This window comes from Massilia sp. P2_C2, assembly GCF_056404615.1.
Window position 1 is genome coordinate 21,125 of sequence record NZ_JBFUDR010000046.1, and the last position, 7,862, is coordinate 28,986.

General features: G+C 66.1%; 8 protein-coding genes. 6 read left to right on the plus strand and 2 right to left on the minus strand.

The genetic code is table 11. The annotated features are described in order from the left end of the window. Positions 1 to 128: 128 nt before the first annotated feature. The 6 genes from AC1DYX_RS08165 to AC1DYX_RS08190 all read left to right on the plus strand — a co-directional run bounded on the left by AC1DYX_RS08165 (position 129) and on the right by AC1DYX_RS08190 (position 6,696). Positions 129 to 2,390 carry a carboxy terminal-processing peptidase gene (locus AC1DYX_RS08165; RefSeq protein WP_477258120.1) on the plus strand — a complete coding sequence of 754 codons (2,262 nt, stop codon included), beginning with the start codon at positions 129 to 131 and terminating at the stop codon, positions 2,388 to 2,390. Positions 2,391 to 2,635: 245 nt separating this feature from the next. After that, positions 2,636 to 2,986, plus strand: coding sequence for a zinc ribbon domain-containing protein (locus tag AC1DYX_RS08170; RefSeq protein ID WP_477258122.1), 351 nt, complete (start codon positions 2,636 to 2,638; stop codon positions 2,984 to 2,986). 383 nt (positions 2,987 to 3,369) lie between these two features. Next, positions 3,370 to 4,560: an acyl-CoA dehydrogenase family protein gene (locus tag AC1DYX_RS08175; RefSeq protein ID WP_477258124.1), complete on the plus strand. Its 1,191-nt coding sequence runs from the start codon at positions 3,370 to 3,372 to the stop codon at positions 4,558 to 4,560. Positions 4,561 to 4,568: 8 nt separating this feature from the next. Next, positions 4,569 to 5,768 (plus strand): acyl-CoA dehydrogenase family protein, encoded by a 1,200-nt coding sequence (locus AC1DYX_RS08180; RefSeq protein WP_477258126.1) that lies wholly within the window; start codon positions 4,569 to 4,571, stop codon positions 5,766 to 5,768. After that, positions 5,765 to 6,232 carry a MaoC family dehydratase gene (locus AC1DYX_RS08185; RefSeq protein ID WP_477258128.1) on the plus strand — a complete coding sequence of 156 codons (468 nt, stop codon included), beginning with the start codon at positions 5,765 to 5,767 and terminating at the stop codon, positions 6,230 to 6,232. Before AC1DYX_RS08180 ends, AC1DYX_RS08185 begins: the two co-directional genes overlap by 4 nt. Continuing rightward, positions 6,229 to 6,696, plus strand: coding sequence for a MaoC family dehydratase (locus AC1DYX_RS08190; RefSeq protein WP_477258130.1), 468 nt, complete (start codon positions 6,229 to 6,231; stop codon positions 6,694 to 6,696). Before AC1DYX_RS08185 ends, AC1DYX_RS08190 begins: the two co-directional genes overlap by 4 nt. Before the next feature lie 13 nt (positions 6,697 to 6,709). Here the strand turns inward: AC1DYX_RS08190 and AC1DYX_RS08195 are convergent, their stop codons facing one another. Then, positions 6,710 to 7,642 (minus strand): diguanylate cyclase domain-containing protein, encoded by a 933-nt coding sequence (locus AC1DYX_RS08195; protein WP_477258132.1) that lies wholly within the window; start codon positions 7,640 to 7,642, stop codon positions 6,710 to 6,712. Further along, a partial coding sequence (locus AC1DYX_RS08200) for a hypothetical protein (RefSeq protein ID WP_477258134.1) occupies positions 7,639 to 7,862 on the minus strand: 224 nt, incomplete at its 5' end. The genes AC1DYX_RS08200 and AC1DYX_RS08195, both read right to left, overlap by 4 nt.

Below are 7,862 nucleotides of genomic sequence, written 5' to 3' on the forward strand. Positions count from 1 at the left end.
AACGCGCACTGGGCGCTCTGCGTCGCCACGCTATCCTGTAGAATGGGTCGTATCCGCCGCTGTGTCGGCGCGCCTTCGGCCTGTGCCAGGCAGGCGCTTAACGAATATCCCGTCCGGAGAATCGAAGAATGAAGAAGCAGATGTTGATGGTCGCGCTGGCGTTTGCCATGTCGGCCCATGTGGTCACGGCGCAGCCGGAAAAGGTGGCCGCCGTCCAGACACAGGCCGCCACCGTCCAGCTCAAGCCATCCGTCGCCCAGACCCAGGCCGCCCTGTGGGCGTCGCGCGTGCTTGCGCGCTACCACTACAAGGCCGTGCCGCTCGACGATGCGATGTCCGCGAAGATCTACGACGCCTACTTCAAGGCGCTCGACAGTGAAAAGCTGTACTTCACCCAGGCCGACATCGACAGCTTCGCGCCCGCCCGTACCAAGCTGGACGACGCGATCAACAACGAAGACCTGACGATTCCTTTTCAGATCTACAACGTCTACCAGCAGCGTTTCTTCGACCGCATGGCTTATGCGCGTGAGCTGCTGAAGGGCAAGTTCGACTTCACGGCGGACGAGACCCTGCAGATCGACCGCGAAAAGGCCGTCTGGGCGAAGAACGAGGACGAGGCGAAGGACCTGTGGCGCCGCCGCGTGAAGAACGACTGGCTGCGCCTGAAGCTGGCCGGCAAGGATGAGAAAGGGATCCGCGAGACGCTGGACAAGCGCTACGAGGGTTACCAGAACCGCCTCAAGAAGCTGAATAACGAGGACGTGTTCCAGATGTTCATGAACGCCTATGCGATGGCGATCGAACCGCACACGAACTACCTGGGCCCGCGCTCGGCCGAGAATTTCGATATCGCGATGCGCCTGTCGCTGGACGGCATCGGCGCCGTGCTGCAGTCGCGCGAGGATTACACGGTGATCCGCGAGGTCGTGCCCGGCGGCCCGGCCGACAAGTCCGGCAAGCTGAAGGTGGGCGACCGCATCGTCGGCGTGGCGCAGGGCAACGGTCCGTTCACGGACGTGATGGGCTGGCGCATCGACGACGTCGTCCAGCTCGTGCGCGGCGAGCGCAACTCGACCGTGCGCCTCGACGTGTTGCCGGCCGACGCCGGCCAGGACGGCAAGCACACGACCATCTCGCTCGTGCGCCAGAAGATCAGCATGGAAGAGCAGTCGGCCAAGAAGAAGATCATCGAGGTCACGGACAACGGCGTGAAGCGGCGTATCGGGGTCATCCAGCTGCCGACGTTCTACCAGGATTTCGAGGCGCGCCGCAAGGGCGACAAGGATTTCAAGAGCGCAACGCGTGACGTCAAGCGCATCTTGGGCGAACTGAAGAAGGACAAGGTCGACAACGTGCTGATCGACCTGCGCAACAACGGCGGCGGTTCGCTGATCGAGGCCGTCGAACTGACGGGCCTGTTCATCGACAAGGGCCCCGTCGTGCAGCAGCGCAGCGCGGAGGGCCGCGTCGAGGTCGAAAGCGACACGGATGCGGGCCTGGCCTGGGACGGTCCGATGGGCGTGCTGATCAACCGTGGTTCGGCGTCGGCTTCGGAAATCTTCGCCGCCGCGATCCAGGACTATGGCCGCGGCCTCGTCATCGGCGAGCCGAGCTTCGGCAAGGGCACCGTGCAGACGCTGATCAATCTCGACCGTTTCTCGCAGAACGACAAGTTGAAGTACGGCGAGCTGAAGATGACGATCGCCCAGTTCTTCCGCATCAATGGCGGCACCACGCAGCTGCGCGGCGTCACGCCGGACATCAAGTTCCCGGTGACGTCGGACGACGACAACTTCGGCGAATCGTCGTATGAGAACGCGCTGCCCTGGGTGCAGATCAAGCCGGCGACCTATCTGCCGGCCGGCGACCTGAAGGAACTGGTCGGCCCGCTGCAGAAGAAGCATGATGTGCGCATCGGGAAGGACCGCGACTTCCTCGATATCGAGCAGGACATCGCCGAAGCCCTGAAGCTGCGCAAGGACAATGTCATTTCGCTGAACGAGGCCGTGCGCCGCAAAGAACGCGAGAACCAGGAAGCCAAGGCCAAGCTGCGCGAGGCCCGCCTGGTCGGCAAGGACAATCCGGACGAGCCGGTGTCCGGCCCGGGCAGCAAGGAACAGCGCGGCAAGGTGCCGATGCCGACCAGCCCGAAGAAGACGAACGTCGTGCTGAAGGGCGCGGCGAGCGCCGACGACGGCCTGCAGGGCGACGAGCGCAGCCTCACGGCCGAGCTGGCCGCCGAGAAAGCCGCGAAGAACGCGAAAGACGTGTACCTGCAGGAAGCCGCGCATATCCTGGCCGACGAGTCCGGCATGCTCAGGGCGGACACGCGGATGGCGTCGCGCGCCATGCCGTACTTGTCAATGCTGAAACAAAACGGCAATTGATGAATTGTTAAATATGCAAGAGCGGTAAATGCCGCTTCCGTCCGAAGGGATGGCCGAAGGCGAGGTTTCCTGTGTGGAGGCCTCGCCTTTTTTCATGCGATTCAATTGAAAATTGCTCTTTTTGCAGCTGTGTTGCATTTGCTCAGCAGTCGAATCAAGAATAACTTACTATTCTCAGCAAGGAGCTCGACTCTAGTCGAACCAAATGTAAGTAGACGTGTCCAATCGTGATCATGGAAAGCACGATGGGAACCGGGCAGGCCGCCAGGCTGCTGGGGACCACGGTCAAGACTCTGCAGCRCTGGGAGCGTAACGACCAGCTCGCGCTCGGCGAGCGTACCTGGACCTGTGCCGGCTGCGGCGCGCATCACGACCGCGACGTGAACACGGCGGTCAATCTGCAACGGCTCGCCACCGGCGTCTACGCGACGCAAACGGCGCTACCCGAGGCGAGCCAGGCGGTGACGCCGGGCACTGCCGCCGGCGATGGGTCGGCGGGAGGCGGGAAAGTGACGCCTGTCAGGCACGAGCACGGTCAGCAGGACGGCTCGGGGCAGGAAGAGATCGGTGAGCACTTGTGCGCACCTTCTCGATAGCAGTTCATATGTCAACACGGTATCTCATCGCTGTGGCTCTCATGGTCGGGAGCGCATGCGGCGCGCAAGCGGCAGTTGTCGGTTGGAGTGGCGGTATGCACGCGAGCGTTACCAAGGGCGGGGCAGCCTTGCCGTCGCAAGCTTCGAACGCGACGGGCAACAGCAACGCGGCCCTCGCGGCAGCGCTGGGCGTCGCCCGTCGCCGCAAGCGCTGATTCGTGTCGTATCCGTCGCCCCCGGTGGGGCGGGCCCGAAGCCGGGTCCGTCCCGCCGGGGGCGATGCTTTTGTGCACGTCGCGCGTGCACTGCGTTCCGCCGGATGATTTCAGGTACAATCTTTGGAACGGTCGTGCTTTTTTGGCCGATCCAATCAAGGAGACGACATGGACCTGACCTATACCGGCGAAGACCTGGTTTTCCGCGACCAGGTGCGTGCCTTCCTCGAGGCCGAGTTGCCGGCAGACCTGCGCCACAAGGTGGTGAATCACCTGCGCCTGCACAAGGACGATTACGTGCGCTGGCACCGTATCCTCGCGCGCCAGGGTTGGGTCGCGCCCGGCTGGCCACGCGAATACGGCGGACCGGGCTGGACGCCGGTGCAGCGCCACATTTTCGATGAAGAATGCGCCCGCGCCGGCACGCCGCCCATCCTGCCGTTCGGCGTGAACATGGTCGCGCCCGTCATCATCGCATTCGGCAGCCAGGCCCAGAAGGACTATTACCTGCCGCGCATCCTGTCGTGCGAGGACTGGTGGTGCCAGGGCTATTCCGAGCCAGGCGCCGGCTCCGACCTCGCCTCGCTGAAGACGACCGCCGTGCGCGACGGCGATCACTACGTCGTGAATGGCCAGAAGACGTGGACGACGCTCGCGCAGCACGCCGACATGATCTTCTGCCTCGTGCGCACCGACCCGACCGTGCGCAAGCAGGAGGGCATTTCGTTCCTGCTGATCGACATGCATGCGCCCGGCGTCACGGTCCGCCCGATCATCATGCTGGACGAGGACCACGAGGTGAACGAGGTGTTCTTCGACAACGTGCGCGTGCCCGTGGCGAACCTCGTCGGCGAGGAAAACCGGGGGTGGACGTATGCCAAGTATTTGCTCGGCCACGAGCGCACCGGCATCGCGGCCGTCGGCCGCTCGAAGCGCGAACTGGCGCGGCTGAAGGCGCTGGCCCGGCGCGAGCAGAAGGACGGCGCGCCGCTGCTGCGCGACCCGCTGTTTGCCGCCAAGGTGGCGGATCTCGAGATCGAGCTCATGGCCCTCGAGATGACCGTATTGCGCGTACTCGCCGATGCGAACAGGGCACCGGGCCCGGAAGCGTCCGTGCTGAAGGTGCGCGGCACCGAGATCCAGCAGCGGCTGTCCGAGCTGATGGTCGAAGCGGCCGGTCCGCTGGCGCTGCCGTTCGATCCCGCCTACCTGGAGGGTGCAAGCGAGCACAGCGTCATCGACGACGACTTCGCCGCGCCGCTGCTTCCTCACTACTTCAATTACCGCAAGACGTCGATCTACGGCGGATCGAACGAGATCCAGCGCAACATCATTTCCCAGATGATCCTGGGCCTGTGAGGAAAGACATGGACTTCAACTTCAAGGAAGAACAGTCGCAACTGGCGGACGCCCTCCGGCGCTGGATCGCCCGCGATTACACGTTCGACGCGCGGCGTGCCATCGTGGCCTCGCCCGCCGGCGTCTCGGACGCGGCCTGGGCCACGCTCGCCGAGCTCGGCCTGACCGCGCTGCCGCTGCCATCAAGCCACGGCGGTTTCGATGGCGACGCCGTCGACATGTTCGTCGTGATGCAGGAACTGGGCCGTGGACTCGTGGTCGAACCGTATTTCGCGACCATGCTCGGCGCCGAGTTCTTGCGGCATGGCGCCTCGCATGGCATGCTGCTGGAACGGGTGGCGGCCGGTGATCTGAAGCTTGCCTGCGCTTTGGGCGAGCGCCAGTCCCGCCACGACCTGAGGGATATTGCAACACGCGCAACCCGCACCACCGGCGCCGGCCAGGACGGCTGGCTGCTGCATGGCGAGAAGAAGGTGGTACTGCACGGCGCCCAGGCAGGCGTGCTGATCGTATCGGCCCGCACCGGCGGCGCCCAGCGCGACGAGGATGGCATCACGCTGTTCGCCGTACCGGCAGATGCGCCGGGCATCGCCATCCGCGACGTGCGCACGCTGGACGGCCAGCGTGCCGCCGACGTGCTGTTGCGCGACGTGCGCGTAGGCGACGTGCGCGTGGACATTGATGCGATGATTGGCACGGTGGGCGGTGGCTGGCGCGTGCTGGAAGCGGTGGCCGACTATGGCGCCGGCCTGTTGTGCGCAGAGGCGCTCGGCGCGATGGATGCCCTGTTCGCGGCGACGCTCGACTACCTCAAGACGCGCCAGCAGTTCGGCGTCCCGATCGGCAAGTTCCAGGCCTTGCAGCATCGCATGGCTGACATGTACGTGCACCTGGAGCAGGCCCGTTCGATGGCGCTGCTGGCGGCCGTGCGCCTGGCCGGCGCCGCGCGCGACGCCACCGACGGCAGTGCGGCGGCCGAACGCCGCCGCGCCGTGGCCGCGGCCAAGTACCGCGTGGGGCAGGCCGCGCGCTTCGTCGGCCAGCAGGCGATCCAGCTGCATGGCGGCATGGGCGTGACGGACGAATTGCCGGCGTCGCATTATTTCAAGCGCCTGTCGACGATCGAGCTGACCCTGGGCGATGCCGACCACCACCTGGCGCGCTTCATCGCGCAGCCGGATTTTTACGACGACGAGGAGGCGGCATGAAGGAAACCTGGTATTTCGAGGATTTCGCGCCCGGCCAGGACATCGACCTGGGCACGCGCACCGTCACGGAGGAGGAGATCGTCGCCTTCGGGCGGGCGTACGATCCGCAACCGTTCCACGTCGACCGCGCTGCCGCCGCGCACTCGATCTACGGCGGCGTCATCGCCAGCGGCTGGCATACGTGCGGCATGATGATGCGCATGGTCGTCGACGGCTTGCTGAACCGGTCCGCCAGCATGGGCTCGCCCGGCCTGGATGGCGTGCGCTGGCTGGCACCCGTGCGCGCCGGCGACACCTTGAACGTGCGCTACCGGACCGTGCAGGTGAAGCCGTCCGCGTCGAAGCCGGACCGCGGCGTCGTCTGGTCGAAGTGGATTGCCATCAACCAGCATGGCGAGACCGTCTGCACGGTCGAGGGCATGGGCATGTTCGGGCGCCGGCCCGGCGGGGGAGAATCACAATGACCAAGGCCTTGCACGAAGTGGAGGGCCTGGAAGCACTGAAGGCCCTGGTCGGCACCGAGCTTGGCCGCTCGCGCTGGTTCGAAGTCGACCAGGCGCGGATCGCCACGTTCGCGGACGCCACCGACGACCACCAGTGGATCCACGTGGACCCGGAGCGCTGCGCGCGCGAGTCGCCGTTCCGCACGACCGTGGCGCACGGCTTCCTCACGCTGTCGCTGCTGCCGTCGATGCTGGCGGACGTGCTTGCGATGGTCGACGCAAAGCTGGTCGTGAACTATGGCCTGAACAAGGTGCGCTTCCCGAGCCCGGTGCCGGCCGGCAGCCGCGTGCGCGCGGCCATCGTGCTGGCGGCGCTGGAGGAAGACGCGGGGGCGGCGCAGCTCACGCTCGACGTCACGGTGGAGCGCGAGGGCGCAACGAAACCGGTGTGCGTGGCCGAGTTCCTCGTGCGCCGCTACGGCTGACGGTCGTGCGCCGTCAGGCGACGCAGTCGGCGCCGCCCACGCGGTAGCGGTTGCGGCCCTCCGCCTTGGCCTGGTATAGCAGGGCATCGGCCGCCTGGATCAGGTCGGCCGGCAGGCTGTGTTCGCCCGGCACCATGCAGGCGATACCCATGCTGGCCGTCAGCCAGGACGCCGTCGGCGATGCCGCGTGCGGGATCGCCAGCTGTTCGAGTTCCGTCATCAGGCGGTGCGCCACGCCGGTGGCGCCGCGCGCGTCCAGCTGCGGCAGCAGGATCGCGAATTCCTCGCCGCCGTAGCGCGCCACGAGGTCCTGCGTGCGCGCGGCCGCGCGGCGCATGGCGCCTGCGAATTGCACGAGCGTGGCGTCGCCGGCCTGGTGGCCGTAGTGGTCGTTGTACAGCTTGAAATGGTCGATGTCGACGAGGATCAGTGCGACCGGCAGGCCGGCGCGTCCGCAGCGGCGCCATTCGGCGTCGAGGCGTTCGTCGAATGCGCGCCGGTTCGCGGCGCCCGTCAGCGCATCGGTGAGGATCAGCGCGCGCAAAGCGTCGCGCTGGCGCTTGACGGTGAGCTGGGTGCGCACGCGCGCACGCACGACGGCCGCGTTCACCGGCTTGCTGATGAAGTCGGCGGCGCCGGCGCCCAGCGCGCGCGTCTCGTCCTCGGGCGACTTCAGCGCCGTCACGAAGATCACGGGAATATCGCTCGTCTCGGGTGCCGCCAGCAATTCGCGGCACACGGCATACCCGTCCATGCCGGGCATGACGGCGTCGAGCAGGATCAGGTCGGGCTGCTGGGTGCGCGCGATGTCGAGCGCGCGTGGACCGTCCATGGCGAACAATACTTCGTGTTCATCCTGCAGGGCGCCGTGCAGGATCTGGATGTTTTCCATCGCATCGTCGACCACCAGGATGCGGCCATTGACGGCCATGTCGGTCCAGCTCATGCATCCTCCTTTGTCTCCAGTAATGCCCGCACCAGTTGTGCCGCCTCTTCGAACCGCAGGGTGGCCACGGCATCGGCCAGCGGCGCTTCCTTGCAGGGTTCGAACCTGGCGAGTGCGGGGCGTAGCGCATCGAACTGCGCCATCGCTTTGAGGTTGTTATTGTGGAGCAAATCGAGCAGCTGCGCCAACTCCTGGCGCAGGGTAGCGCTATCTTCCAGGG